27 protein-coding genes and 1 riboswitch are annotated in these 26,350 nt (G+C 45.5%); of the genes, 16 read left to right on the forward strand and 11 right to left on the reverse strand.

The features are described from left to right. Window position 1 precedes the first annotated feature (1 nt). From FTU50_RS06265 to FTU50_RS06290, 6 genes are all read left to right on the forward strand, one after another. Window positions 2-619, forward strand: coding sequence for an OB-fold-containig protein (locus tag FTU50_RS06265; RefSeq protein ID WP_104489428.1), 618 nt, complete (start codon window positions 2-4; stop codon window positions 617-619). Window positions 620-1,310: 691 nt separating this feature from the next. Then, window positions 1,311-1,502, forward strand: a complete 192-nt coding sequence (cydP, locus tag FTU50_RS06270) for a cytochrome oxidase putative small subunit CydP (protein ID WP_005177663.1) — start codon at window positions 1,311-1,313, stop codon at window positions 1,500-1,502. Beyond that, entirely contained in the window at window positions 1,502-3,088 is a 1,587-nt protein-coding gene (locus tag FTU50_RS06275; protein ID WP_005177660.1) for a cytochrome ubiquinol oxidase subunit I, read from the forward strand. The genes cydP and FTU50_RS06275 overlap by 1 nt, the downstream gene beginning before the upstream one ends. After that, window positions 3,085-4,230: a cytochrome d ubiquinol oxidase subunit II gene (gene cydB / locus FTU50_RS06280; RefSeq protein ID WP_160241340.1), complete on the forward strand. Its 1,146-nt coding sequence runs from the start codon at window positions 3,085-3,087 to the stop codon at window positions 4,228-4,230. Before FTU50_RS06275 ends, cydB begins: the two co-directional genes overlap by 4 nt. A gap of 26 nt (window positions 4,231-4,256) precedes the next feature. Continuing rightward, complete coding sequence (gene cydX, locus FTU50_RS06285) at window positions 4,257-4,358, forward strand: cytochrome bd-I oxidase subunit CydX (RefSeq protein ID WP_002120988.1); 102 nt, start codon at window positions 4,257-4,259, stop codon at window positions 4,356-4,358. A 3-nt stretch (window positions 4,359-4,361) separates the two neighbouring features. Continuing rightward, window positions 4,362-4,664 carry a cyd operon YbgE family protein gene (locus FTU50_RS06290; protein WP_005177656.1) on the forward strand — a complete coding sequence of 101 codons (303 nt, stop codon included), beginning with the start codon at window positions 4,362-4,364 and terminating at the stop codon, window positions 4,662-4,664. A gap of 363 nt (window positions 4,665-5,027) precedes the next feature. On the opposite strand, the gene aroC is transcribed toward FTU50_RS06290, so the two are convergent. From aroC to FTU50_RS06305, 3 genes are all read right to left on the reverse strand, one after another. Next, window positions 5,028-6,119 carry a chorismate synthase gene (aroC, locus tag FTU50_RS06295; protein WP_016658184.1) on the reverse strand — a complete coding sequence of 364 codons (1,092 nt, stop codon included), beginning with the start codon at window positions 6,117-6,119 and terminating at the stop codon, window positions 5,028-5,030. Window positions 6,120-6,133: 14 nt separating this feature from the next. After that, window positions 6,134-7,144, reverse strand: a complete 1,011-nt coding sequence (prmB, locus tag FTU50_RS06300) for a 50S ribosomal protein L3 N(5)-glutamine methyltransferase (protein ID WP_045795711.1) — start codon at window positions 7,142-7,144, stop codon at window positions 6,134-6,136. Between the two features lie 168 nt (window positions 7,145-7,312). Beyond that, window positions 7,313-7,690 carry a lysozyme inhibitor LprI family protein gene (locus tag FTU50_RS06305; RefSeq protein ID WP_227554581.1) on the reverse strand — a complete coding sequence of 126 codons (378 nt, stop codon included), beginning with the start codon at window positions 7,688-7,690 and terminating at the stop codon, window positions 7,313-7,315. Between the two features lie 197 nt (window positions 7,691-7,887). Between FTU50_RS06305 and FTU50_RS06310 the strand changes: the two genes are divergently transcribed. From FTU50_RS06310 to FTU50_RS06330, 5 genes are all read left to right on the forward strand, one after another. After that, entirely contained in the window at window positions 7,888-8,193 is a 306-nt protein-coding gene (locus FTU50_RS06310) for a hypothetical protein (RefSeq protein ID WP_180054394.1), read from the forward strand. Window positions 8,194-8,358: 165 nt separating this feature from the next. Further along, a complete protein-coding gene (locus FTU50_RS06315; RefSeq protein WP_005177645.1) occupies window positions 8,359-9,732 on the forward strand; it encodes an AarF/ABC1/UbiB kinase family protein in 1,374 nt (457 codons plus the stop codon). A 224-nt stretch (window positions 9,733-9,956) separates the two neighbouring features. Beyond that, window positions 9,957-11,252 (forward strand): acyl-CoA dehydrogenase family protein, encoded by a 1,296-nt coding sequence (locus FTU50_RS06320; protein WP_180054396.1) that lies wholly within the window; start codon window positions 9,957-9,959, stop codon window positions 11,250-11,252. A gap of 26 nt (window positions 11,253-11,278) precedes the next feature. Further along, window positions 11,279-12,478, forward strand: coding sequence for an acyl-CoA dehydrogenase family protein (locus FTU50_RS06325; RefSeq protein WP_005177641.1), 1,200 nt, complete (start codon window positions 11,279-11,281; stop codon window positions 12,476-12,478). A 115-nt stretch (window positions 12,479-12,593) separates the two neighbouring features. Beyond that, a complete protein-coding gene (locus tag FTU50_RS06330) occupies window positions 12,594-13,082 on the forward strand; it encodes a GNAT family N-acetyltransferase (RefSeq protein WP_104513276.1) in 489 nt (162 codons plus the stop codon). Between the two features lie 91 nt (window positions 13,083-13,173). On the opposite strand, the gene FTU50_RS06335 is transcribed toward FTU50_RS06330, so the two are convergent. Continuing rightward, window positions 13,174-14,379: an alkane 1-monooxygenase gene (locus tag FTU50_RS06335; RefSeq protein ID WP_168381374.1), complete on the reverse strand. Its 1,206-nt coding sequence runs from the start codon at window positions 14,377-14,379 to the stop codon at window positions 13,174-13,176. Window positions 14,380-14,572: 193 nt separating this feature from the next. On the opposite strand from FTU50_RS06335, the gene FTU50_RS06340 reads away from it, so the two are divergent. Next, entirely contained in the window at window positions 14,573-15,511 is a 939-nt protein-coding gene (locus tag FTU50_RS06340; RefSeq protein ID WP_016658191.1) for an AraC family transcriptional regulator, read from the forward strand. Here FTU50_RS06340 and lpxB read toward each other — a convergent pair. Next, window positions 15,501-16,670, reverse strand: a complete 1,170-nt coding sequence (lpxB, locus tag FTU50_RS06345; protein WP_168370481.1) for a lipid-A-disaccharide synthase — start codon at window positions 16,668-16,670, stop codon at window positions 15,501-15,503. The genes FTU50_RS06340 and lpxB overlap by 11 nt on opposite strands. Window positions 16,671-17,302: 632 nt before the next feature. Here lpxB and FTU50_RS06350 point away from each other — a divergent pair. The 3 genes from FTU50_RS06350 (at window position 17,303) to FTU50_RS06360 (ending at window position 20,001) form a co-directional block, all read left to right on the forward strand. Beyond that, complete coding sequence (locus FTU50_RS06350; RefSeq protein WP_016658193.1) at window positions 17,303-18,193, forward strand: sulfite exporter TauE/SafE family protein; 891 nt, start codon at window positions 17,303-17,305, stop codon at window positions 18,191-18,193. A gap of 127 nt (window positions 18,194-18,320) precedes the next feature. Further along, window positions 18,321-19,412, forward strand: coding sequence for a 3-deoxy-7-phosphoheptulonate synthase (locus FTU50_RS06355; RefSeq protein WP_005177632.1), 1,092 nt, complete (start codon window positions 18,321-18,323; stop codon window positions 19,410-19,412). 64 nt (window positions 19,413-19,476) lie between these two features. Continuing rightward, entirely contained in the window at window positions 19,477-20,001 is a 525-nt protein-coding gene (locus tag FTU50_RS06360; protein ID WP_016658194.1) for a protein tyrosine phosphatase family protein, read from the forward strand. On the opposite strand, the gene ispF is transcribed toward FTU50_RS06360, so the two are convergent. Continuing rightward, window positions 19,989-20,477 carry a 2-C-methyl-D-erythritol 2,4-cyclodiphosphate synthase gene (gene ispF, locus FTU50_RS06365; RefSeq protein WP_005177629.1) on the reverse strand — a complete coding sequence of 163 codons (489 nt, stop codon included), beginning with the start codon at window positions 20,475-20,477 and terminating at the stop codon, window positions 19,989-19,991. The genes FTU50_RS06360 and ispF overlap by 13 nt on opposite strands. A 97-nt stretch (window positions 20,478-20,574) precedes the next feature. Between ispF and FTU50_RS06370 the strand changes: the two genes are divergently transcribed. After that, window positions 20,575-21,225, forward strand: coding sequence for a hypothetical protein (locus tag FTU50_RS06370; protein ID WP_005177627.1), 651 nt, complete (start codon window positions 20,575-20,577; stop codon window positions 21,223-21,225). A 14-nt stretch (window positions 21,226-21,239) separates the two neighbouring features. On the opposite strand, the gene FTU50_RS06375 is transcribed toward FTU50_RS06370, so the two are convergent. The 5 genes from FTU50_RS06375 to lpxD all read right to left on the reverse strand — a co-directional run bounded on the left by FTU50_RS06375 (window position 21,240) and on the right by lpxD (window position 26,348). Then, window positions 21,240-22,148, reverse strand: a complete 909-nt coding sequence (locus FTU50_RS06375; protein ID WP_104488970.1) for an AEC family transporter — start codon at window positions 22,146-22,148, stop codon at window positions 21,240-21,242. 242 nt (window positions 22,149-22,390) lie between these two features. Then, a complete protein-coding gene (locus tag FTU50_RS06380; protein WP_180054398.1) occupies window positions 22,391-23,641 on the reverse strand; it encodes a D-amino acid dehydrogenase in 1,251 nt (416 codons plus the stop codon). Between the two features lie 132 nt (window positions 23,642-23,773). Continuing rightward, window positions 23,774-23,860, reverse strand: a riboswitch (glycine riboswitch). Between the two features lie 141 nt (window positions 23,861-24,001). Continuing rightward, on the reverse strand, window positions 24,002-24,790 hold the full coding sequence (gene lpxA / locus FTU50_RS06385) for an acyl-ACP--UDP-N-acetylglucosamine O-acyltransferase (protein ID WP_016658197.1): 789 nt from the start codon (window positions 24,788-24,790) through the stop codon (window positions 24,002-24,004). Beyond that, on the reverse strand, window positions 24,787-25,272 hold the full coding sequence (fabZ, locus tag FTU50_RS06390; protein WP_087662207.1) for a 3-hydroxyacyl-ACP dehydratase FabZ: 486 nt from the start codon (window positions 25,270-25,272) through the stop codon (window positions 24,787-24,789). The genes lpxA and fabZ overlap by 4 nt, the downstream gene beginning before the upstream one ends. 5 nt (window positions 25,273-25,277) lie before the next feature. Next, window positions 25,278-26,348, reverse strand: a complete 1,071-nt coding sequence (gene lpxD, locus FTU50_RS06395; protein WP_104509726.1) for a UDP-3-O-(3-hydroxymyristoyl)glucosamine N-acyltransferase — start codon at window positions 26,346-26,348, stop codon at window positions 25,278-25,280. Between the last annotated feature and the right edge of the window lie 2 nt (window positions 26,349-26,350).

A 26,350-nucleotide genomic window follows, 5' to 3' on the forward strand; every position in this document is an offset into this window, starting at 1 on the left:
CATGCTTGAGTTTGTATTAGACATCGACTTAATTCCTTTTCATTTAAGTCTGATTGCACTTGTCTTGCTCAGCCTGGCGGAAATTGTGGGGCATTATTTTAATCTCAAGCCCAGCGCGATATTCAAGCAGCTGTTTCCGCAGCGGCTGCTAGACTCGCCCTTACTCAATGTTAAATTCTCCAAACTGCTGATTTTCGTGTTTCTGCTCCTGAATTTTAGTGTTGCAGGCTATTTCCTGCAGTTTGCGCTCTATTCACAGCAGCAAAGTTTTGTTCCATCGTATTATCTGATTTTACCAGCGCTTATCATTGCCCTGTTTTTTACCGTGTTTATGATTCACTGTCTGGATCAGGTGATTAAACCACAAAAAACCATTCAGCATGTCAATTTGCTGGGCCGACTGGCCACCATTTCCAGTGGCAATGCCCGTCCCGGTTTTTCGGCTCAGGCCCGGGTTCGTGATGAATACGGCCAGCTGCATTACGTGCAGGTCGAGCCGGAATTTGGTGAACTAGAATTTCAGGCGCAAGTCATTTTAATCCGGCAAAAAAAATCCTATTACATTGCCAAGAAAATTTCCGCCTCGAACAATCTGTTCTATGGCGAAAGTAGCAGCTGATTTAAGCTCGCTCCTCTTTCAGCAGCAATTCCATCCTTACTTTGTCCAAGATAAAGCTACAACGCCGTGTATCTCGCAGCTTTCCCTTCTTCCTTGCCGTGTACATTCGTTCTTTCCGTTTAAGCTGCTCGATTCACTTTCTCTTGGCCTCAAGATCAGCTGTTCTGTGCATTATGACTATCTCTATGGTTGTTCGTTGTAGTTGTTCACTCTGCCCTCCACGTTGAAGACTAAAAAATTTTCCGTGTTGCTGCTTACTGCACTTTTATCGTACTTCATTGTGCATATTTGCTACAAATTGCTTCATTTTGGTGCTTGACTGTTTTCTGTGCAAATGCTTACACCTCAAGCCTTACAGCCATTTTTTAACACCCGATTATTGAATAAAAGTTAAAAATTAAAAGCTGGAATTTTTAATAAAATCGTCAAAATTTTTAAATATAACTATTTTAGTCAGAATTAAATTTTAATTCACACCATTTTAGTCAGAATAATCATTATTATAAATACAAGCGTTTTAGTCAGGTTTTTAACCGGAATATTTTTGATTAAAAATTAAAAAAACTTTTTATAAGCTACTGTATTTTAATACATAAACAATATATTTTTATTTTAACTGTGCAGACTATTTATTTTTTGTATTATTTTGTTTAATAATATAAGACACAGTTTAAAAAACAGGCTTGTTTCTATGAGCTTAGTCCCGAAAGATTTGAACCGTCGCGTAACCCGAGAAATAGCAGCCATTTTAATAATTAAGGTTGTTATTTTAATGGCGATTAAAAATATCTGGTTCGATGCCCCTACCATTCCTGAAAATTTTGACTCTCAAGTTGCTGAGCGTATTGCCAGCAATCCTTCCCAAATCAAGGAGACACGTTGATGATTTCTGAAAGCGTGGTCGATCTCTCGCGGTTCCAGTTCGCAATGACCGCGATGTATCATTTTATTTTTGTTCCACTGACACTTGGTCTTGCTTTTATTCTGGCCATTATGGAAACCACCTATGTGATTTCCGGCAAAGAAATTTATAAGGACATGACCAAATTCTGGGGAAAACTGTTCGGTATTAACTTTGCTTTAGGGGTAACTACCGGCCTGACCATGGAGTTCCAGTTCGGTACAAACTGGGCGTATTACTCGCACTACGTGGGTGATATTTTTGGTGCTCCGCTGGCCATTGAAGGCTTGATGGCTTTCTTCCTTGAATCGACCTTTATTGGTCTGTTCTTCTTCGGCTGGGATCGTCTGTCCAAGGTACAGCACTTGTGTGTAACCTGGCTGGTGGCCTTGGGCTCAAACATGTCGGCACTGTGGATTCTGGTGGCTAACGGCTGGATGCAAAACCCGGTCGGCTCTGCGTTTAACTATGAAACCATGCGTATGGAAATGATTGATTTCGGTGCGCTAATTTTCAACCCGGTGGCACAGGTTAAATTCGTCCATACCGTTTCTGCCGGTTATGTTACAGGTGCGATTTTCGTTCTGGCGATTTCGAGCTACTACCTGCTGAAAAAACGTGACCTGCCATTTGCGCGTCGTTCTTTCGCGATTGCGGCTATCTTCGGTCTGGCATCTACCCTGTCTGTAATCTTACTAGGTGATGAGTCTGGTTATGAACTGGGCGATGTCCAAAAAACCAAACTGGCTGCAATTGAAGCAGAATGGGAAACTCACCCCGCACCGGCTGCATTTACCCTGTTTGGTATTCCAAATCAGGAAACCCAGACTACCGATTACGCGATTAAAATTCCGTATGTGATGGGTCTGATTGCCACACGTTCAACCACTGAAGAAGTGACCGGGATCAAAGACCTGATTGCCCAGCATGAAGTGCGTATCCGTAACGGTATGGTGGCTTATCAGCAACTTGAACAACTGCGTGCAGGTGACACCTCACCAGAACTCAAAGCGGCATTTGATGAATCTCAAAAAGACCTGGGTTATGGCCTGTTACTGAAAAAATATACACCTAACGTGGTAGATGCGACTGATGAGCAAATCAAACTTGCTGCAGCAGACACTATTCCACACGTTCCAAGCTTGTTCTGGGCCTTCCGTGCCATGGTGGCTTCTGGCTTCTTAATGCTACTCCTGTTCGTTCTGGCAACACTGGCTGTAGCAAAACGTAATGCAGAAAACAAACCTTGGTTATTAAAATTCGCCCTGATTGCCCTACCATTGCCATGGATTGCTGCGCAAACTGGCTGGTATGTGGCTGAAGTAGGTCGTCAACCTTGGACTATTGGTGAAGTTCTACCAACATATCTCTCTGCATCTAGCTTAAGTACTGGCGATGTATGGGGTTCAATCATTGCATTAGCATCGTTCTATACCGTACTGCTGATCATTGAAATGTACCTGATGATTAAATTCTCTCGTCTTGGTCCAAGCTCGTTACATACCGGCAAATACCATTTCGAAAAATTGGAAGCTGCCAAAAAAGCATCTGAGGAGACTCAAGCATGATCGAATATGAATTACTCAAAATCATCTGGTGGGTACTGGTGGGCGTACTGCTCATCGGTTTCGCCCTCACCGATGGTTTCGATATGGGCTCTATGGCGATCATGCCATTCGTTGGAAAAAATGATGAAGAACGTCGTGCGGCAATCAACACGATTGCCCCACACTGGGACGGTAACCAGGTCTGGTTCATTACTGCTGGTGGTGCACTATTTGCTGCATGGCCAATGGTGTATGCAACTGCCTTCTCGGGCATGTACTGGGCGCTGCTTTTAGTCCTGTTTGCGCTATTCCTGCGTCCGGTCGGCTTTGACTACCGCTCCAAGCTGGAAAACACTAAATGGCGTACTGCCTGGGACTGGGGTCTATGTATCGGTGGTGCAGTACCTGCGCTGGTATTTGGCGTAGCGTTCGGTAACATGTTCTTAGGTGTACCTTTTGAACTGGATGAGACTGTACGATCCAACTACACCGGCAGCTTCTTTGCCCTGCTTAACCCGTTTGCTTTGGTCTGCGGTATCGTGAGTCTGGCCATGCTGTGTGCGCATGGTGGTGCATGGTTAATGTTACGTACCGATGGTGCTTTACGCGAGCGTTCTGCCAAAGCCACCAAAATCAGCGGTATCGTGTTCCTGGTCTGCTTCCTGCTGGCAGGTGCATGGTTATACTTTGGTGGCATCCAAGGTTATACCCTGGTTACACCATATGACACCGGTAGCGTTGCAAACCCGTTAGCCAAAGAAGTGATGACCAATGCCAACCCGGGCTGGATGAACAACTACTCGGCTTACCCGATCACCATGATTGCACCAATTATGGGTATTCTTGGCGGTATCATTGTGATTCTGGCAGCCTCTAAAGGTAAAGCAGGTTTAAGCTTCACTGGTTCTGCACTGGCAGTAACAGGTGCGATTCTGACTGCAGGTTTTGCCCTGTTCCCATTCCTGATGCCATCGAGCATAGATCCTGTATCTAGCTTGACCATGTGGGATGCGGTATCTAGTCAAAATACTTTAACGGTAATGACTGTTGCAGCCTGTATTTTTGTGCCAATCATTTTGCTGTACACCACCTGGTGTTACTACAAGATGTGGGGCGTAATTACCAACAAACACATCAAAGAGAATTCGCATAGCCTGTACTAAGGCTATGCGCTAAAGGAGTAAAGATTATGTGGTATTTTGCTTGGATTCTCGGTATTTTGATGGCCTGTTTTGCAGGTGTACTGAGTGCGCTCTATATCGAGCATCATCAAGACCTGGATGAGGAATAAGTCATGACAGAGGTTGTAATGGAAACTCCAGTAATCGAAAAAAAACCAAATAAACTTGCGATGGTCATTTCTTGCTTATTGGCCTTTCCATTGGCAGCCGTGTTATTACTTCATCCAGCTGCCATGTTGGATGCCGATGGCAATTACAGCCACAGTGCCATGATGTATATAATGATTGGCATTTCCGGCGGATTTATCCATGGTGTTGGTTTTGTCCCACGTTTCTGGCTGTGGAAATGGCTGTTTAGTCCATTTGTGGCCTGGCCATTAATGATCTGGGGCTATTACACCTGGTTCTTTTCTTGATGAAACAAGCTCCCTTCGGGGAGCTTTTTAATTTCTGGGAGATCCATTCTGATACAAAATGGGATCAGCACAATTTCATCACAAGATGATTTCCCACATCCTTTAAAAAAGATCAGCCCGATCTCTTTTAAAAATTAAAATCTATTTTTATCCAACCCCGCTTTTTATTTATATCTGAATTGATGTCTATATGGATGCTTAATTTAAGGTGGTGATAAAGCAACCAATATTTAGATTCAAGCTCAATCAACTTCTGTATTTATCTCCTTGATCGTGGTATTTTCTTAGGAAATTTCAAACGGATACAACCTATCGCCATAAAAAAAGCCGGACATTCAGTCCGGCTTCTTTAATCTGGGATAATTAAGGCTCAATCGGTGCAAATGGCGCCACCACATCGGCATTTTGTGCACGGTGACGTAAGAAATGATCCATCAGCACAATCGCCAGCATCGCTTCCGCAATTGGTGCAGCACGCACACCCACACATGGATCGTGACGGCCTTTGGTCAGTACATCGGTATCTTCACGATCAATAGTAATAGTTTTACCCGGTGTGGTAATAGATGCCGTTGGTTTAAGCGCAATCGCCACACGAATGGTTTGACCACTGGAAATACCACCCAAAATACCGCCAGCATGATTGGCCAGGAAGCCTTGTGTGGTCAGTTCATCACGGGTTTCATGACCGAACTGTTCCGCCACGGCAAAACCATCGCCAATTTCTACGCCTTTAACCGCGTTAATCGACATCATGGCATGGGCAATATCGGCATCTAAACGGTCAAATACCGGCTCGCCCCAGCCCACAGGCACTTTTTCGGCCAGAATTTCCAGTTTGGCGCCACAGCTGGTGCCTTGTTCACGCAGTGAAGTGACCAGCGCTTCAAAACGTGGCACAGCATCGGCATCGCCACAGAAAAACGGGTTATTCGGCACTTCATTCCAGTCCAGCTTTTCCGCTTTTTCGGTGCCAATCTGGGTCACATGACCGCGAATCAGAATCCCGAATTTTTCTGCCAGATATTTTTTAGCAATCGCACCGGCAGCAACACGCATCGCGGTTTCACGGGCACTGGAACGACCACCACCACGATAATCACGGAAACCGTATTTTTGGGTATAGGTGTAGTCGGCATGACCCGGACGGAAAGTCTGGGCAATGTTGCCATAATCCTTGGATTTCTGGTCGGTATTGCGAATCAGCAAGCCAATTGGGGTACCTGTGGTTTTACCTTCAAATACCCCAGAAATAATTTCAACCTGATCTGGCTCTTTACGCTGGGTTGCAAATTTGGAAGTCCCCGGCTTACGGCGGTCCAAATCGTGCTGTAAATCGGCTTCAGTCAGTTCCAGGCCCGGCGGTACACCATCAACAATGGCCATCAGGCCTACACCATGCGATTCACCACAAGTCGTGACACGGAAGAGTTGTCCAATACTATTACCTGCCATGTGCAACGACTCCTTTATGAATTAACAGATTGAATGAATAAATCGCGGTATTGACGGCACTGTGCTGCGGTTAGGGCAAAAATGCCTGAACCACCTTTCTGGAATTGTAACCAGTGGAAATCGACGGTATTAAAGTTCTGTTTCATGGCCCATTCAGAGTTACCGACTTCAATCACAATCAGGCCATCTTCGGTTAAATAGTCTGCCGCTTGGGCCAGCATTTTACGCACCAAGTCCAGACCATCCTGACCGGCAGCCAACGCCAGCTCTGGCTCATGACGGAATTCATCTGGCAGATCGGCCATGTCTTCGGCATCGACATATGGTGGATTCGACACAATCAGATCATACTGATTTTCTGCTGGAATTTTAGAGAACAAATCCGACTCAAGCAGCGCCACCTGATACTGCATGTTGTGATGTTCGGTGTTAATGGCCGCAACTTCTAAAGCATCTTTAGAAATATCGGTCGCATCCACTTCTGCATCCGGGAAAGCATAAGCCAATGCAATTGCGATACAGCCTGAACCGGTACACATATCCAGAATACGACGTGGCATTTGCGGATTTGGGTTGGCTGGCAAGTTATTATTGGCTTCACCCATCTGGCCATTTTCATCCAGACAATATGGCGCAAAACGGTTTTCGATAAGTTCAGCAATTGGCGAACGTGGAATCAGTACACGCTCATCGACATAAAACGGCTTGCCATAGAAATAGGCCAGATTGAGCAGATAAGAGGTTGGCGTGCGTTCATTAATACGACGCTCCAGCAGACTTAAAAATTCCTGCTTTTCGCTCGGCAGTAATTTGGCATCCAGAATTTCTGCATCGGCATTCCAGTCCAGCGACAGGGTTTGTAATACCAACGCGGAACTTTCAGCAAAATAATCTTCTGTACCTTGACCTAGATGTGCATCATATTGACGTAATGCTGTTACACCAAAACGGATAAAATCACGAATGGTGACTAATGTTTCAGCGGCTTCCTGCAAATGTTCAGGGCTAATAGTCGGTCGATCCACCTAAGGTCTCTCCAGAGTCAATTTTTTAAAACGCCTTATGATACCTTGTTTTGTGCGCTTTTATAATGTCTCTGTGCGTAAAAGCCGGATTTCAATCTGATAAATTGATCTCAACTTTCACGGCCTTAGCCAGATTTGGAATAAAGCCCTGAAATGGTAAGTACAGGATTAACGGGCAATAAATTTGCTCTGATAATAATTGGCCTGATCAATCACCTGTGCCAGCGTACAACGCGATTGCTGCAATTTGGCAACATCACCGTTCATGCCCCGATAGCATTGCTGCTTTAAACGCTGCTCCCACAGCGCATGTTGCTGGGCAATATTGGCCTGATATGCCCCACTGGCCCGATAGTAAGACTTATAGCTTTTCTTTAAGCGTTTTTGCTGCTGTTTCAGTTCTTTATTGACACATTTTTGCAAGACGGATGTTTGCCCATAAGCATGATTGCTACATTGAATATACTGTTTTGAATAACTTTCCTGCGCATAGGCCGAACCCGCCAGCAGCGCCCAGGCCATTCCCCCGATGAATGCTAAACGCATCATATTCCCCTTGCTGCCAAACACAGCGATCATCTTTGTTTTAATTTATGTAAAGCATATTACTGAACTTCAAGCAAAAAACCTATAGCGATGAACAGGATAGAATTTCCAGATCTTCACAATTTCCTGCCATTTTGCGATTGAATCTGCAAAAATAGACCTTATATTGACTATGAGACTCCCGTGAACCTGTTGATATGAGTTACAAACACAATAACCTGCTGGCCATGCGTCAAAACTACTGGAATGACAACGATTCACCGCGTGTCTTGCAGGAAAAAAAGTTTTTACAGCAGATGCTGGTGGAACGCGGCATTTTTCAGGATGCGACTTTGGATGATGCCAAATATCTGTTCTTTAACCTGCCCAGCATTATTATTGTCAAAGGCTATGCGCATGGTTTTCTGCATGAATCGGTACAAAGCCTGATTTTAAAATACATTGATGAAAACAAGCAGATGCTGCAACAAAAAAGTACCCTCAAGATTAAATTCCGGATGTGAGTGAGCGAAATTGCATCTTTATAGATTTTGCTTAGGCTATTTCATAGAGAATGCAAAACTTAACTCGACATTCAGCAACTTGAACTTTTTTAATACGTTAAGACCCGTTAATATTCGTTAAACTATGACCTTTCTGCGAATTGCTGATTGAAGGATTAAATTTACATGTCAGATCAGAACGATAAGCTTAAACAATTGAAAACTTCCTCTATGGATCGACGCTTATCGATCGCGAAGGCATCGTTGCTGGCCGGGACACGTTGGGCCGCCTCCAGCGCCGGTTCAATCTTTTCCAGTGAAGAAGAAAAAGAAAAGAAACGCAAAAAAGCCATGAAAGAACAGGCCGATTATCTGGTCGCAGAAATTGGCAAACTGAAAGGCTCTATCGTTAAAATTGGCCAGATGATGGCGCTTTACGGCGAACATTTCCTGCCTGAAGAAATCACCCAAGCCCTGAATACCCTGAATAACCAGACTGTTGCCCTGGCCTGGCCTGCGATTAAAACCCAGTTACAGGACCAGTTAGGTTCCAAACTTAATGATCTCACCATTGACCATGAGCCTTTAGGTACCGCCTCTTTGGCTCAGGTACACCGCGCCACCCGTAAATCTGATGGTATGGAACTGGTATTAAAAATCCAGTATCCGGGTGTGGCCGATGCCATTGATTCGGATATGAGTCTGTTTAAAAACATGCTGAAACTGACCCGCATGGTGCCGCAAACCCGCGAATTTGATCAGTGGTTTGATGAAGTCCGCGAAATGATGCACCGCGAGGTCAATTATCGGATTGAGGCAGCCACCACACGCCGTTTTGCCGAGCGTTTAAAGCAGGACCCGCGCTATATCGTTCCAACCATTATTGAAGATTACTGTACCGATCAGGTGCTGTGCATGACCTTTGAACGTGGCGTACCAATCAACAGTCCGGTGATGCTGTCTTTACCACAAGAACGTCGTAACCTGCTTGGTGAAGCCTCTTTAGAAGTGGCAGTGCGGGAAATTTTTGAATGGGGCGAAATGCAGACCGACCCAAACTTCGGTAACTATCTAGTACGTCTGGGCAATGGCGCAGATGTACAGGATAAAATTGTGCTGCTGGATTTCGGTGCCATTCGCCAGTTTGATGACAACCTGCTCTCGGTCGCACGTAACCTGATTCAGGCCGGCTATCAGCATGACGCGGAGATGATGGTGAAAGCCATGACCGGTTATGAGTTTTTTGACTCCATTCCGCAAAGCATTAAGCCGGATATGGCCAAAGTCTTTTTACTGGCCACCGAAGCCTTTAGCAGTCCTGAAAACAACCCGGATTTACCAGCCGGTGTGATGGATGATCAGCATCGTTATGACTGGAAAAAAAGCCAGCTGCATAGCCGGGTGATGCAACAGGCCTCTAAATCCATGGCTTCACGTTATTTCAGTGTTCCGCCGAAAGAGTTTATGTTTATTAGCCGTAAATTTATTGGGGCTTATACCTTTATGACCGTGATTGATGCCAAAACCAATGTGCGTGACATGATCAAAAAATTCCAGTAAAGCCACACCCGACCCGAATGCAGCTAATGTCATTCGGGTCAATTCTCTCCCTTCCCCGCTCTTTCCCAAAATTAAAAATATAAACAGAAGCAAGTATTTAGATTCCTGTTTCATCTTGCAGCAACCGTTTATCTTTGACAATTGAGTATGTCAGTTCTGACATGGTTTTTTAAACAGCCGCATGTCAGCATAAAAATAATCACCCGCATGATGGAACAACAACAATGACCAATATGGTAAACAAGGCCCAAGGATTTGGACTGTCGCTGCTCACTCGGCTTGCCAGCAGCGAGGTTTTAGACCAGCTCAAACTGCGTAAATTTGTAGAAAAATCTTTATATCAGGGGGCCAAAGCCGGCTTTAAAACCTTAAGCGTGAGCCAGAAAGCCTTTCAAAAGCACGATGATGTACCCAGACAGCGTTTACCCCATCAGCAAAAATCCCTGTTTGATTTAAGCCTGAGCGAAGAACAGCAAATGACGGTAGATACCATGCAGCAGTTTGCCACAGAGGTGCTTTATCCACTGGCGCATCAGGCGGATCATCTGGAACAGTTTCCCGAAGTGTTATGGCGACACAGTCAGGATTTGGGCCTGAATGATTATGCACTGCCGGAGGCTTTGGGTGGCGTGGCCAGCGAGCAGAATATTGTCACTAATATTCTGATGGCCGAGCATTTGGCCCGGGGTGATTTCAGCCTGACCGCAGGTTTATTGTCGACCTTTGGGGTAATCAATGCCCTGACCCGCTGGGGTTCTGAAAGCATCCAGTCACGTTATCTGACCAGTTTTGCAGAAGATTCGGAACTGCGCGCCAGCTTTGCCGTGCAGGAAGCTACACCGGCTTTTGATCCGCTGCGTTTAAATACACAAGCCACTTTTAGCCAGGGCCAGTACTGGATTCAGGGTGAAAAAACTCTGGTAATGCTGGGTGAAACGGCGGACTTGTATCTGGTAAGTGCTGAATTCAATGGCCAGCCAGAAGTATTTGTGGTGAAACGCGACAGCAGCATTCGTGCACAAAAAAGCCCGGCAATGGGGCTGAAGGCCACAGAAACAGTCACCCTCAGTTTTCAGCATACCCCAGCCGAACGTCTGGGCGATGATGATTTTGACTATAGTGCTTTTATTGATTTGGGTAATTTAGTCTGGTGTGCCATGGCGGTTGGGTGCTGCGAAGCCGTGAAAGCCTATTGTATTGACTATGCCAACCAGCGCACGGCCTTTGGCGAGCCCATCTCACATCGTCAAAGTGTGGCTTTTATGATTGCCGATATGGCGATTGAAATTGATGCGATGCGCATGCTAGTGCTGAATGCTGCCAGTCTGGCCGAAGCTGGACAGGACTTTCATCGGGAAGCCTATCTGGCACGCTTGTTATGTGCAGAAAAATCCATGCAAATTGGCACAAATGGCGTGCAGATTCTGGGCGGTCACGGCTTTACCAAAGAACATCCGGTCGAGCGCTGGTATCGTGATCTGCGCGCGACCGCGATTGTCCAGTCTGGCCTGCATGCCTAAATAACCATAAAAATAAGGAACAGCCCATGAATTTACAGAACCCGAAAAAATTTAAACTGTTGATTGATCAGGCACATGAGGTTGCCCTGAATGTCCTGCGTCCAATTTCTCGTAAATATGATAAGGCGGAACATGCCTACCCGAAAGAACTGGATATGCTGGCCTCAGTGGTCGATGGCATGAATGCGGGTGGCGATGGCATGAACGCCGGCGCTGCGGTGAATAAACGTGGCGATACCGCCAGTGGCAATAAAAATGGCGTCAATATGTCCACCGCTTTAAGTATTGTCGAAATGTGTTATGGCGATACCGGCCTGCTGCTGAGTATGCCGCGTCAGGGTCTGGGGAACTCCGCCATTGCTGCGGTGGCCAATGACGAGCAGTTACAGCGTTTTCACGGCACCTGGGCCGCCATGGCCATTACCGAACCCGGCTGCGGCTCCGATTCAGCGGCAATTCGCACCACAGCGGTCGCAGATGGCGATGATTATATTCTGAATGGCGAGAAAATCTTTGTGACCTCGGGTGAACGCGCCGATGCCGTGGTGGTCTGGGCCACACTGGATAAAAAGCTTGGCCGTGCGGCCATCAAGTCTTTTGTGGTACCGAAAGGTACACCCGGCATGACCGTAGAACGACTGGAACATAAACTCGGGATTAAAGCCTCGGATACTGCAGCCATCAGCTTTGTCGATTGCCGGGTGCCGGCCAGCAACCTACTTGGCAATGCCGAGATTGATGTCTCCAAAGGCTTTGCCGGGGTGATGGAAACCTTTGACAACACCCGTCCTTTGGTCGCGGCCATGGCCATTGGCTGTGCCAAAGCATCCCTGGAACGGATCAAGCAGATTTTTAAACATGAGCTAGATGAGCATTATCAGACCACCTATTTACACAGCTCCCAGATAGCCGCGCAGATTTATCGCATGGAAGCCGAATGGGAAGCAGCGCGTTTATTAATGCTTAAAGCTGCCTGGATGGCCGATAACAAGCAGCCTAATTCCAAAGAAGCCTCAATTGCCAAAGCCAAAGCTGGCCGTGTCGGGAATGAAATTACCCTGAAGTGTGTAGAACTGGCCGCCGCTGTGGGCTATAACGAAGATGAACTGCTGGAAAAATGGGCGCGCGATTCCAAAATCCTGGATATTTTTGAAGGCACCCAGCAAATTCAGCAACTGATTATTGCCCGACGTGAACTGGGCAAAAGTTCCAGTGAACTTAAATAAGATACCGAGTACAGCATCAAGCGACATTTAAAGTCCAATAGATGTACCTCAAATCTGCTCAAGAGATGAATATTTAGTGATAAAATTCATCTCTTTATCTTTTAGCACTGCGCTTATGTATTTTTTACGCCCGATTCAAGCCCAAGATAATCCTGCACTGGCCCGTATTATTCGTGAGGTTTCCAAAGAATTTGGACTGGCGCCGGAATCCGGTTTTGCCGTGGCCGATGCTGCGGTCGATGATTTATATGCGGTGTATTCACAGCCACACGCACAGTATTGGGTCGTTACCAATAATCAAGGCGACATTTTTGGTGGTGGCGGTGCTGCGCCTTTGCAGGGTGATCCAAGCCGCCTGGAAATCCAGAAAATGTATTTTCTGCCAGCAGTACGTGGCTACGGATTTGCCAAACAGATTCTGGAACACGCTTTTGACTTTGCCCAGCAGGCCGGTTTTCAGTCCTGCTATCTGGAAACCACAGCATCACTGTGGCAGGCAGTGAAACTCTATGAAAAGCTCGGTTTTGTACATTTGTCTGCCCCACAAGGCCAGACCGGTCATAGTCATGCCTGTGAAATCTGGATGGAAAAGAGCGTTAAATGAACATGAATCTGGGTAACATCAACCGCCTGCGTACAAAAAAGCCCTACTCACCATAGGGCTGACTAAAACAGTCGAATGGATTTTTCTATACTTAATCTGCCTTCAGGCCGAACTTTTTAAACAGGCTTAAACGGCGTTTCGGCTGGATATTGGCTTTGTTTAAATCACCTTTATAATGCTTGAACACGCGTTTATCCATCATTTTAAACCATAGCGGTGGAATCAGCGCCGGCAGCAACATACTGGCATAACCGCTTGGCAATTCAGGCGCTTCATCAAAATGTCGCAAGGCCTGAAATGGACGGGTCGGATAGGCATGATGATCGGAATGACGCTGTAACTGATATAAAAACAGATTGGTGACAATATTATTGTTGTTCCAGCTATGTTCCGGCTGGGTACGCTCATATTTGCCCTGCGCATCTTTTTGTCGAAGCAAGCCATAATGCTCAATATAATTGACCAGTTCAAACAGGCTGATGGCATAAAAGGCCTGCGTGCTTAAATACGGCACAATGCCTTTCCCAAAGCTGGCCAGCATTCCGGCATGAAACAGCGCACTCATGCCCCAACCTTGTAGCAATTCATTGTCTTTGGACCAGAAATTCTTGCCTTTGCGTTTTAAACGCTGGGTTTCAATTTCAATTGCCGATTTAAACGAGCCTTTCACCGTACGTGGCCAGAACTCATAAAAGGTTTCGCCCATACGGGAAGACGCCGGATCTTCTGGGGTTGCAGCGCGTTTATGATGCCCATACGGATGTTCAATCCGGAAATGGTTATAACCCGACGGCACCAGCGCCAGATGCGACAGATAATGCTCCAGTTTGGAGGATTTATGGCTCAGTTCATGTGCAGTATTAATCGCCACCCCATTAACCAGTCCCATCGACGCACCCAGAAAAATTTTATCCAGCAGCGAAGTCTCTTTACGTGAGACCAGATAGGCCGCATAAATATTGGCGATATACTGCAAAGGAATAAAACTTTTTACCAGACGGGAATAATACGGGTCCTGCTCCAAGAGCTTGACCTCTTCCGGGCTTGGATTGTGCTCATCTTTACCAACCAGAGTATCAATGCTGGGAATAATCACATGAATTAACAGTGGTCCACCTAGAGCAAATACAGTTTTAAATGGTTTCGGTGCAAACTGGTAACCGGCCAGAATCCCAATACCCAAAACCGGTAAAAATGGGCTAATCAGCCATAAATAACGTTTTTTATCTAAAGCCAGACCGGATTTTCCAAGTAAAAATTGCTGTTGTTGTTCTGTGAGCTGTAGCGGAGCATTCATTGCCTGCACTTCCATCCTGCTTAACTTATCTATATATTTCAGCAAACAAGCCACAGAGAACAGTTGCAAACGTCCAAAAAAGCTATGTAAACGTCTTTGGCCCACATTGCCTGAAATTGGCCTTTCATCACACGATAAATTCAGGCTTAATGACCAAATAGCTAAGCTCGAAATAAGAAGATATCAACCCGGTATGGATGCTTTAAGTAAAATTTTTGATGATATTCATCTCAACAAATCTGAATTTATCTATTTGAATCCACAGGGAAACTGGGCATTTCAATATCAGGATCACAGCGCCATTATTGCCTATGTGGTACTAAGTGGTGAATTATATCTGGAATTATCGACCCAGCGTCAGGTCTATGCGCAGGCCGGTGATATTGTGCTGATTCCTTCCGGCGGTAGCCATGTTGGCAAAAGTAGCACGCAACTGGAGTGGCTAGATGCCCTGGATATTAGTGACCTGTTTCAGCAGAAACGCCAGCAGACCATCGAGTTTGGTGAAGCATCCGGTGAAAAATCATTTATTTTAGCCATGCACGGCACAATGGACAGCATTATGGCCAAGCCGCTGTTAAATGCCTTGCCGGACTATATGCATATTCATCATATTATGAGCAGCACCGCCCCGGAATGGTTGCAAATTGGCTTACAGTTTCTGGCAGTAGAAAGCCATCAGATCCGGCCCGGCCGCGATAAAATTCTTGATCATCTGATCAGTATTTTATTTATTGAATGTGTGCGTGATTATATTGCCCAGCTGAATGATTCTAATAACTGGCTCAGTGCCCTGACCCATCCGGAACTGTCCAATGCTTTAACCGCCATTCATGGACAACCGGAAAAAAGCTGGACCGTCGAAACCCTAGCCGAACAATGCTGCATGTCGCGCTCAAAATTTGCCAATCTGTTTGCCCAGATTGTTGGCGAATCGCCACTGGCCTATTTGCAGCAGCATCGCTTAAGACTGGCGGCTCAATATTTACGTCATGGCCAGCTCTCAATCCAGCAAATTGCCTATAAAGTTGGCTATTCTTCTGAAACCGCCTTTAGCCAGACTTTTAAAAAACAGTTTGCCCTGACCCCAAGCCAGTACCGGCAGCAGTTTCAGCAGGCTCTTATAAAATAGCCAGAATCGCCGCTACCGGGTCTTCACAATTGCCGGATAGCAGCTGTTTATGCATGGTACGATGTTGCATCACCTGAATTTGTGCAGCTTCGATATGCATCAGCTTTTCAATTTCATGCGCCAGACGCTCTGGTGTAGCCTCTTCTTGAATCAGCTCTTCAATGACTTTTTTGCCGGCAATAATATTCGGTAGCGAGTAATACGGAATTTTAACCAGCAGTTTGGCAATCCAGTAGGTAATCCGGTTGAGCTTATAAAAAGTCACCATTGGACGATGCAATAACATCGCTTCCAACGTTGCAGTACCTGAAGCCAGCGCAACAATATCCGCTGCATTCATGACCTGACGGCCAATTTTTGATTCTGTATCGGTATTTTCCAGCAGACTAACCCGTGATCTCAGATCAGCAGCACAATGCTGTAATAAACTTTCAATCTGCTGTTTACGCGCATCGTTAATGGCGGGAATTAAGAAGTGATAGTTTGGATATTTCGCAGCCAGAATTTCAGCGGCTGCCAGAACCAATGGCCCTAAACGCTCAATTTCACCACGACGACTACCGGGCAATAAGGCAATATGCTTTTGCGAAGCTTCCAGCCCCAGTTCCAGTTTGGCATCGGCCAGATTATTATCGACAGGCAACTGACTCGCTAATGGATGCCCGACAAAGGCAGCCGGAACCTGCCATTTTTGATAAAAGGCTTTTTCAAATGGAAATAAACACAGCACCAGATCAATATTGGCTTTAATGCCATGAACACGACCCTGACGCCACGCCCAGACCGAAGGACTAACATACTGCACGGTTTTAATGCTTGGACTTTTCTGCTTCAGGCTTTTCGATAAACGCAGGTTAAAGTCCGGCGCATCAATCCCAATAAAAACATCGACCGGCTCCTTGACCCACTGTTCAACCAATCCATCACGCACGGCAAACAGCTTTTTAATGTCTTTTAAGACTTCAACAATGCCCATGACCGACAAAATATCCATCGGATAATAGCTTTTAAAGCCTTCAGCAATCATTTGCGGGCCGCCAATACCTTCAAATTCAGCCTCAATGCCTTGCTCACGAAAACGGCGGATCAGTCTGGCACCCAAGGTATCCCCAGAAACTTCTCCCACCACAATGCCTATTTTCAGTTTTCGTTTTTGCAAGACCTTGCTCCTTCAATTGCTGCGTGGAATTTTAACATATTCTGCTTGAAGTGACTGTAACGACTGTTTGTTCTGAGCCGAGAAAAAATTCAGGTTTTTCTATATTTTAACTGCTTTGTTTTTATACAGCATGACTATCAGGTTTGATTGATGATGCTGTGCTGGGCTCATTCATTTATTACGCTTTCACCGCTTTATTTCACTCTATTCCACCTGACTTGCAGTTTCATGACCATTAACTGCTTTTTATCATGCTGAAAGATTGATCAAATAAAATCCAAAACCCCAACACATGTCATCCCTATGTAATGATACTGAATACACAAATAATAATTTTAAAGTGAAATTTCCTGCTATTTTTAATCTTTTTATCTTTCCATTTTGCTGCGCTGTCATCACAAAATCCGTCTATTCGGCCCTGCACATCCTGATCTTTTTACTAAAAAATCCCCTTTTTTTCAGCTTTAAATCCAGCAGATTTCAGATAGATCTACTCCACGCTGTTTCACTATAAATGTTGATCTTTTTCTCATCTTTAGCATTTTTTAGAATAAGCAAATCATTAATCATGCCAACGACTTATATCCGAAAGTCATAAGATAAGCACGTTTTTTGATGTATGGCATATCCCCATGTTTGGTGCAGTTGAGTTTATTTTGGCAGGTGTTTTGGTTGGCTTCTGTGTAGGTGTGACCGGTGTAGGCGGTGGTTCGTTAATGACCCCGATTTTAATCAGCCTGTTTAAGATTGAACCGCACATTGCCATTGGTACCGATCTGCTCTATGCCGCAATTTCCAAATTCTGTGGTTCACTGGTCCATGCCAAAAAAATGAATATCGTCTGGCCAATTGTCATCTGGCTGTCTGTCGGCAGTATCCCGGCGTCTTTTGCAACGCATTGGGTACTCGACAACTATTTAAGCCAGTCCACGCATTATAAAGCTGTGCTGACCATGGTCTTGGGCTTTATGCTGACCCTAACCGGCATATCTATTATTTTCCGCAGCCAGATTGAAAAATTTTTCAACAAATATCGCAAACATGAATTGCCAGATATGACTCAAGACCTGGAAAAGGTCGACCTGAAGGCCACCAACAAGCGCGCGATGATTGTGGTGATGGGAATTGTCCTGGGTGTGTTCGTCACCCTATCTTCGGTGGGTGCAGGTGCCTTCGGCATTATGGCGCTGGTGCTAATGTTCCCGAACTTGCCAATGATCCGCATTATCGGCTCCGATGTGGTCCACGCAGTCTTACTGACCTTTGTCGCCGGTATGGGGCACATGACCTCGGGCAATGTCGATTTTGAACTGCTGATGTGGTTACTGGTCGGTTCTATTCCGGCAATTGTGGTCGGTACTTTAGTCAGCTCACGCCTGCCTGAAAAAATTATCCGTAAAGTGCTGGGCATTACCCTGTTCGCGCTTGGGGTGAACTTTATGCTGAACCCGGTCAAATCCAAACCGGCACAACCAGTTGAAGCGGCGATGGTGGTGAGCGCTGAAAAAACATCGCCAGTTTAATTTATCTCTGCGATTCATCACTTTTTTTTCAGTAATCTATTGATCTTTTTTATAACAATAGGCTGCTATATTCGTGTTATATTCAGGCTATTAAACAATCTTGTATACGATTAAACCAGTGACGGCAATGAACACTTTACAGTCTAACCCTATTACACCTTCAGATATCGATGATGTGAATATTAAAAGCATCCAGCCACTTGTGACCCCTGCTGAACTCAAAGCAGAACTTCCACTGACTGACTCTGCTTATCACACCGTACTGAAAGGTCGTGAAACCATCCGCAATATTCTTGATGGTAAAGACAAACGTCTGTTTGTGGTCATTGGGCCTTGCTCGATTCATGATCCTGTGGCAGCACATGATTATGCAGACCGCCTGAAAGTGCTGAGCGAAAAAGTAAAAGATACCTTATACATCGTAATGCGGGTGTACTTTGAAAAACCGCGTACGACCGTGGGCTGGAAAGGTCTGATTAACGACCCGGACATGAATGACTCTTTCAATATTGAAAAAGGTCTGCGTATTGGCCGTAAACTGCTGCTGGAACTGAATGAAAAAGGTCTGCCTTGTGCCACTGAAGCACTGGACCCGAACTCTCCACAGTATTATCAGGATCTGATTTCCTGGTCAGCGATTGGTGCGCGTACCACAGAAAGTCAGACTCACCGTGAAATGTCTTCTGGCCTGTCTTCACCGGTTGGCTTTAAAAATGGTACCGATGGCGGCTTAACTGTTGCGACCAACGCAATGCAGTCTGTAAAACATGGTCACAGCTTCCTGGGGCTGAACGAACATGGTCAGGTGTCGGTAATTCGTACCAGCGGTAACAACTATGCGCACGTGGTATTGCGTGGTGGTAATGGCAAGCCAAACTATGATGCCGGTTCAGTCGCCGATGCAGAAGCAGCGCTAATTAAAGCCAAAGTCAGCACCAAAATCATGATTGACACCAGTCATGCCAACTCCAACAAAGACCCGTACCTGCAACCACTGGTCTTAAAAAACATCACCGAACAGATTTTAGATGGCAATAAATCAATTGTCGGGATTATGGTCGAAAGTCATTTGAAAGGCGGTCGTCAAGATATTCCTGCAAATCTTTGCGATTTGGAGTATGGTAAGTCTGTTACCGATGGATGCATCGACTGGGAAACCACTGAAAAATCCCTGCTTGAGATGCATGAAGCATTGAAAGAGGTTTTAGCCAGCCGCTAAAACTGACTCAAAAACGCCATCGTCAAGATGGCGTTTCCATTTCAATTGCAGGAAATTTTATCTGATGAATGAAATTGAAACCGCTTTAAGCCAAATTGATCACTTTCAGTTTGTGCATGAACACCTGTACACATCCGGCCAGCCGAATGCGGAACAGTTACGTCAGATTAAAGAATATGGCATTACCACTGTGGTTAATGTCGCACTGAGTGATGCCGAGCAGCATCTAGCCAATGAAGATAAAATCTGTCTGGAACTGGGCCTGAACTATGTACAATTACCGATTTCTTGGGAAACTCCATCTGACGCCCAATGTCTGCTGGTTTTAGACCTGATTGATCATCTGGTGCAGGATCAGATGGTGTGGTTGCATTGCGGTACCAATCAGCATGTCAGCAGCCTGATGTATTTATATCGTCAGTATTATATGAATATGGACATGCCTACCGCGCAGGAAATGTTGCACCAGATCTGGGAGCCGAATGAAACCTGGACCGGTCTGATTCACGCTGTTGCCTTACAACTTCAGGGCCGTAAAGCAACCCAGGAACTGCAAATTTCCTTAATGAAAACCGATCACTTTGCGTGACAAATTAACACCGTAGCTGTAGCCAGAATTCCTTCCTGACGGCCGGTAAAGCCTAATTTTTCCGTGGTGGTGGCTTTAATGCTGATTTGAGTCACATCCACATCCAGCACATCGGCAATACTCTGGCGCATTTCCAGATTGTGCTTGGCCAGTTTCGGGCGTTCACAGGCCACGGTAATGTCGGCATTATTCAATAGATAACCGCGGTCTAAAATCAGCTGATAAACATGCTTCAGCAACACCCGGCTGTCAGCGCCCTTAAATTCAGGATCGGTGTCGGGAAAATGCTGCCCAATATCGCCCAGTGCCAATGCACCCAATAAGGCATCGCACAGTGCATGCAAAATCACATCCCCATCTGAGTGGGCTTTCAGAGCATGGGTATGTGGAATTTTAACCCCGGCCAATGTCACAAAATCGCCTTCTTCAAAGGCATGTACGTCTATTCCCTGCCCAATTCGTATTTGTGCAACCATATTCAACTCCTTCAGAAATAAACGATTGAAATCTTGTATTCACAGTTTCTCTTTCGCTATAGTTAGCTTACGCAAGCTAATGAAAGTATAAGCGATCATGCTGTTGAAAACCGAGATGAATCTTATAAAAATCATTGGAACCCTGTTGTTTTTGGGCGCCGCGGGCACCCCGCTGTCGCATGCACAGAAAATCAATTGCGAGCAGGCCAACACGCCTGCTTTCAATAAAATCTGCCATGCCGATTTACAGGAGATTCGTGAGCAGCTCAATGATCAGTTTCTGACGGCTTTTCTGGTGACTGATGCCCCGCTGCGTATTCTGCAAGATACCCATCAGCTCTGGTTTAAACGTGCGCAGCAGTGTAAAACGACCGAGTGTTTTAAACAGCAGTTTGAAGCGCGTCTGGATCAGTTAAATTTCTTTAGCTCGATGAACCAGAGCATGACCCAGCATTATCTGAAATTTGAACAGGGACAACTGGCCAAGCAGCCGGTACATTTGCAGATTCATCAACTGAATAAAGACAGTATTAAAATTGAAGGTGTGGCCTATCGCAGTCCAAACAACAAGCTAGATACCCAAACCATTTCCTTACTGGCTTATACCTCACCGCAGCAAAAGCAGCATATTATTGACAATGAACATGACTGCAATTACCAGCTCGACTTTCAGAAGGCTTATCTGGCGGTGCGTACTGAACAAAAAGGCTGCGAACGTTTTAGTGGTATTTATCGTCTGTATGATTAAAACCTGACAGCGCTTTACATCACCCACCACAAAATCAATGGCAAACTGAACGCCGCACACACAGTCTGCAGGCTAATCACACTGGCCATCAGCTGGCTATCTCCCCCCAAAACTTTGGTCAGAATATAAGCCGATGAGGCCGTCGGTAAGGCAAAAAACATCACCAGAATCTGGGTATGTAGGGCCGGCAGATTCAATGCCAGACAGGTCGCCAACGCAATCATCGGCATCAACAGCAAGCGTCCAAAAGTGTTTAATAACAAGGTCCGCAGATCTTTACGCAGCCCCTGAAACTGTAATGCTGCACCAATACACATCAAGCCCAATGGCAAACTGGAAATGGCAATCTGTTTTAAATAATTTTCAAAGCCAATCCATAAGCGTAAATTCAGCAGATTAAACACCCCGCCTGCAATACAGCCTAAAATTAAGGGATTTTTCAACAATGATAACAGGATGGATTGCAAGCGCATCCCTTCTGAATTGGTCAGAGCCAAAACCGAAAGCACATTGACCAGAGGAATGCAAAACACCAGCAGAATAGCAAACAGCGCCATACCTTGCTGATAAAACAAAGACGCCGACAGTGCTAAGCCGATATAGGTATTAAAACGCACCATCCCTTGCATATACACACCGAAACGCGCCGCTGCAGTGCCATACAGCGCCTTTAAAATATATAACAAACAAACCGCAATCAGCAGGGTCAGACCTGCTCCCAGCATCATGTGGCGAATCTCACTGGCCTGAATTTCAGCATGCGCCAAGCCCAAAAACAGCATCACCGGGAATAGTAGATAGTAGTTGAGCTTTTCTGCACCGTGCCAGAATTTATCTTCCAGAAACCTAAAGCGCTTGAGTACATAGCCCAACGCAATCAGAAAGATTAAAGGAAATAGCGCAACCAGAATTATATTTGCCATCGTTTATCCATACATATCGCGGTCTGCCCAGGAGGGCAGCATCTCAATCCATTTTTTAATGGCAGTTCAAAATCTTAAAACGAAAATATTTTATTTAAAGCCTGAGTATAAGCCAAATAGCTCATTGAATTGACAGCGATTTGCGTTATTTTGATGAATTTATTTTGCCAGAACCCGGCAGATGATCAGCATCTCTCCTAAAGCCCTGTTACTTTAAAACAGAGCTCAACTGAATGTTCTCATTACCCGGTCACCGGATAATGCTGCGCAATTTCCTGACTAATCATCAGTGCTGTCGCCGCAGATAAGGTCCAGCCCAGATGCCCATGGCCGGTATTATAAAATACCCGTGGATGCTGGCCCTGCCGAATCACCGGCATCATATTTGGCATCATCGGGCGTAAACCTGCCCACGGCACCACGCTTTCAGTTGAAATATCAAAATTCCGCTGTACCCAGCGCACCAGTGGCTGAATCCGGTCATGGCGAATATCGCGGTTATAGCCATTAAATTCGGCTGTTCCGGCAATCCGCAGCCGATCTGCGCCTAAACGAGAGGTCACAATTTTGGCACTTTCATCTAGCAGACTGACCCAAGGTGCCTGCTTCTGGCTCTGCTCATCCTGTAAATTGACGGTAATGGAATAGCCTTTGACCGGATAAATATTGACCCGATCACCTACCTGTCGCGCCAATTGATAACTACTCACACCGCCGCAAATCAGCACGGCATCGGCATGTAAGGTTTCTACCATCGGCTGATCTGCCAGAGGATCTTCAATGGCTGGCCGATAACTCAGCTGTACCTGCTGGGCGTTTAGCTCAATATCCTGAACATCCCGGCCAAAAATATAACGTACACCCTGCTGCATGGTGACTTGAGCCAGCCCCACCGTGAATTTATGAATATCGCCGGTGGCATCTCCCGGGCAGTAAAAACCTGCATAATATTGCCCAGTTAGACTTGGTTCAATCTGTCGGATTTCATCCAGACTGACCTGATAACGCTCCAGCCCCCCCTGACAGAGCAAATCATTGACCCGAATTGCAAAGTCAAAATCCGCTTTATTATGATAAAAATGTAAAATTCCACGTTTTTCCAGATTGAAATTAATCTGTTCCTGTTCTGCAATTTCAAATAAACGTTTGCGTGCCAGAAGTGCCAGGCGCACTGTTTCCTGGGTATTGTGTTCATAGTTGCGGATATTGCTTAAGAACTCGATCAGCCAGCCATACTTATGCAGATCAAATGCAGGATTTAATAAGAGCGGCGCCGACTTTTGCGACATCCATTTCAGGCCTTTCAGTACAGTGGCTTTCTGATTCCAGACTTCTGCATTACTGGCCGATAACTGGCCACCATTGGCATACGATGTTTCCATCGCCGGGTATAAATGCCGGTCAATTACCGTGACTTGATAGCCCAAACGCATCAGCTCATAGGCTGAAGTGACCCCGGTAATTCCTGCACCAATGACAACAACATGCGGCATAAAACGCTCCTTGGAACAGCTGTTCCAGACGTGATGCCCCATCTGTCAGGGTACCTGAGAGCTTCGATTGAACTGATGTTCAGCCCAACCATCCCCTTCGGTGAGCACTGCGCGTGCTTCTCTCCAGATTTTTGAATTATTACGGTCCTTTTGCCTGAGAGTTTCCGGGGTCGTTGCTCCTTCGGCGAGCACCAAGTGCCGCTCTCCCGCAATAATTTTTATTGTATAGCTTGAATATGAGCAAAATCCGGGCCAAGCACGAGTAGAAATTTGTATCTGATGTTCAAGAAACCTCAAAATCTGGATATAAAAAAACTGCCCCAATTGGAGCAGTTTTTTGAATCAGCTTCAAACAGCGTGTTAGCGTACAATCCCGCGTTTAGACTGTTCTAGTGAATCAATTAAACGCTGTGCTTCTGGCACTTCTGGCAGAATCTCTGCACGGATTTTCTGAATGGCTTCTTCAGTGGTTAATCCTGATTTGTAAATCAGTTTAAAGGCGTCCCGTAATCCTTGAATCACATTTTTCGACCAGCCTTTACGACGCATACCTTCAATATTCATAGCAAAAGCATGCGCAGGATTACCCGAAACCATCACATAGGCCGGTACATCTTTCAGAATTAAAGATGCGCCGCCAATCATGCTGTAAGAGTCAATTTTACAGAACTGATGAATACCCGAGTTTCCACCCACCACCACATAATCACCGACATGCACGTGCCCTGCGACACCAACATTATTGGCAAAAATATTGTGATCACCCACGATACAATCATGTGCAATATGTGTATTGACCATCAACAGGTTGTGGCTACCAATTTTAGTGATGCCTTTGTCCTGAACCGTCCCGCGATGCAAGCTGGAATGTTCACGAATCAGGTTATAGTCACCAATTTCCAGCCAAGTTTCTTCACCCTGATATTTCAGGTCCTGACAGACTTCGCCGACACTTGCGAACTGGAAAATCTCATTATGCTCACCAATACGGGTATAGCCACCCACCACCACGTGTGAATGCAGCTTTGTACCCGCACCAATGCTGACATTCGGACCAATAATACTATAAGGTCCAATTTGCACATCAGGCGCAATGACTGCAGAGGAGTCAATTATAGCGGTGGGGTGAATGAGGGGGTTATTGCTCATGCTTGCTCTGTTTTCTGATGCGAAATCATAATTTCCGCGGTTGCTGCAACAATGCCATCGACCGTGGCGATACAATTATATTTGTAAATACCACGTTTCTGCATTACTAATTCAGATTTTAATACAAGTTGGTCGCCTGCAACCACTTGTTTTTTAAATCTAACTTTTTCGGCACCGGCAAATAGGAATAATGCACCCGCAGTCGGTTTCTGATTATTCATAATAAAGCCAAGCACGCCTGAAACCTGTGCCAGCGCTTCTACAATCAACACCCCTGGCATAATTGGATATTCAGGGAAATGTCCTTGTAAAAACTCTTCATTAATCGAAACGTTCTTATAACCCACAATCCCATTGTCAGTTACATCAACGATTCGATCTACCAATAAGAATGGATAACGATGTGGCAAATATTCACGGATGGTTTGAATATGCATTGGCAATTCAGGTTTCGTAAATGTTGGGGTATTCGACTCAGTCATCATAATTATTTACGCAATTTTAAAGTTGATTCAAGGGACTCAATTTGAGTCTGCATATGATCGAGTCTTTTCTGCAATTGGGTCAATGGCACATCTGCTAATTGTCTAAAGCGAATCACCGCGCGTTTCCATTGCGCATTTGGTAATGCACCGGTGCCCGAAGAATAGGTTCCTGGTTCAGAAATACTCTTTGTGACCATTGACATTCCGGTTAAAGTCACGTTGTCAGCAATAGAAAGATGACCAGAGACTCCACATGCGCCTGCCAGAATACAGTTTTTGCCAATGATAGTACTGCCGGCAATACCGCATTTTGCAGCGATCGCAGTATTGGCCCCTACTTTCACGTTATGGGCGATTTGCACAAGGTTATCAATTATGACACCATGTTCCAAAATGGTGTCATCCAGCGCACCACGGTCAATACTACAATTCGAACCAATTCGTACATCATTACCAATCTGTACTGAACCTAACTGTGCAATACGGTGCCATTTGCCCTGATACGGAGCAAAACCAAAGCCTTCACTCCCGATCACGGTATTGGCATGTATGCGGACCCGATCAGCAATTTTGGCTTCGCCGGTAATGGTGACATGCGAATCAATAAAACATTCTTTACCAATTTCAACAAAATCATCAATTTTGCTGTGTGACTGGATAATGGTTTTATCACCCACCACACAATTCTCACCCACCACCACATAATGGCCAATATAAGCACTTTCAGAAATGATCGCTGAGGGATGAATTTGTGCGGTACTTTCAATACCCGTTTGGGTGTGCTTACGCTCAAAGACATGGGTTAAAATTGCAAACGCCAAATACGGATTTGCCACCACAATAAAGTTCTGATGCGTATCAAGCTGCTGCTGTAACTCGGGCGTGACAATTAAAGCACCCGCTTTAGATACTTTTGCCTGCTCCACATACTTGTCGGCGTTGACAAAAGCAATATGCTGCGGTTCAGCAAGCTCCAGGCTCGCTAAACCCTGGAGACCTAAATCGGCCTGACCGACCAGCTCGCCCTGGACCAGACGAGCAAGTTCTTCTAAGCGATAATGTTGATAACTCATTG

The organism is Acinetobacter sp. YH12112, assembly GCF_013418945.1.
Taxonomy (GTDB): domain Bacteria; phylum Pseudomonadota; class Gammaproteobacteria; order Pseudomonadales; family Moraxellaceae; genus Acinetobacter; species Acinetobacter indicus.